1 protein-coding gene is annotated in these 1006 nt (G+C 65.3%); it reads right to left on the bottom strand.

Features of this window, described 5'->3' with window-relative positions:
- Positions 1-1006: MFS transporter (locus tag ACWC0C_RS48405; RefSeq protein ID WP_450871562.1), on the bottom strand; the 1006-nt coding region annotated here is incomplete at both ends.

The raw sequence follows: 1006 nt of genomic DNA, 5'->3' as shown, positions 1-1006 counted from the left end.
GCTTCTTGTGTCGCTTCTCGAATGGAGCGGTTGCTGAGTGCGGGCAGGCTGGCCAGGGCGACGAGGATCATCAGGAGGCCGCCTGTGATGAATGGGGTCCGCAGGCTGATCGCACCGGCGAGGTAGCCGCCGAGTACGCCTCCGAAGGGTGCGCCCATGAGCGAGATCAACCGGCTTGCGGACAGTACGCGTCCGCGGATTTCCGGTGGTGCGAGGCGCTGTCGCAGCGATCCGACGATGACGATCTGGACGCTCATCGAGAATCCGATGGTGGCCATCATGGCGCCGGCGACCCAGGGGTTTGCGGTCAGGCCGAGTCCGGCGACCGCCAGTCCTTCGACGGACATGCCGATGCATCGCATGCTGCCGACCTGGATCTTCTTGGAGATCGAGGAAGACATGAGGCTTCCGATGAAGGCACCGACTGCGGTCGAGCTCAGCAGCAGGCCGTAGCCGATGTCTCCGAGGCCGAGCTGGTTCTTGGCCAGCAGGACCAGCAGCGACATTTTGGCGGTGAAGACGAGGTTGCCGATGGCCGCGGTGGCGGACAGTGCTCGCAGTACTCGGTGCTTGAGCAGCCAGGTCAGTCCTTCGGCGACCTCGGCGCGAAGGCTCCTTTGGGTCGGCTCGTCGGTCGGCGGGTTCGCGAAGTCGCCCTTGAGGGAACCGACGAAGATGGCGCTGGTCAGGAAGGAGAGCGCGTTTCCCAGGAACGGCAGGGACTGTGACAGGGAGAAGAGCGCGCCGCCGAGTGGGGGGCCTGCGAGCTGTTCGCCGTTGATCTGGGCCGCGGAGATCCGGCTGTTGGCCCGGATGAGTGCCTGGTCTCCGGAGACGACCACGGGCATGACGGCCTGTGCGGCGATGTCGAAGAAGATGTCTGCGCAGCCCAGTGCGAATCCCGCCGTGATCAGCAGGAAGATGTTGGCCTGGTCGGTCAGTACGGCGAGGGTGAGGAGGGCGAGGATGGCGAACCGGACGAGGTCCGCGCGCAGCATCACCTTTC

The sequence above is a fragment of the Streptomyces sp. NPDC001709 genome (assembly GCF_053596375.1).
This window is presented reverse-complemented; position numbering and strand designations above follow the sequence as displayed.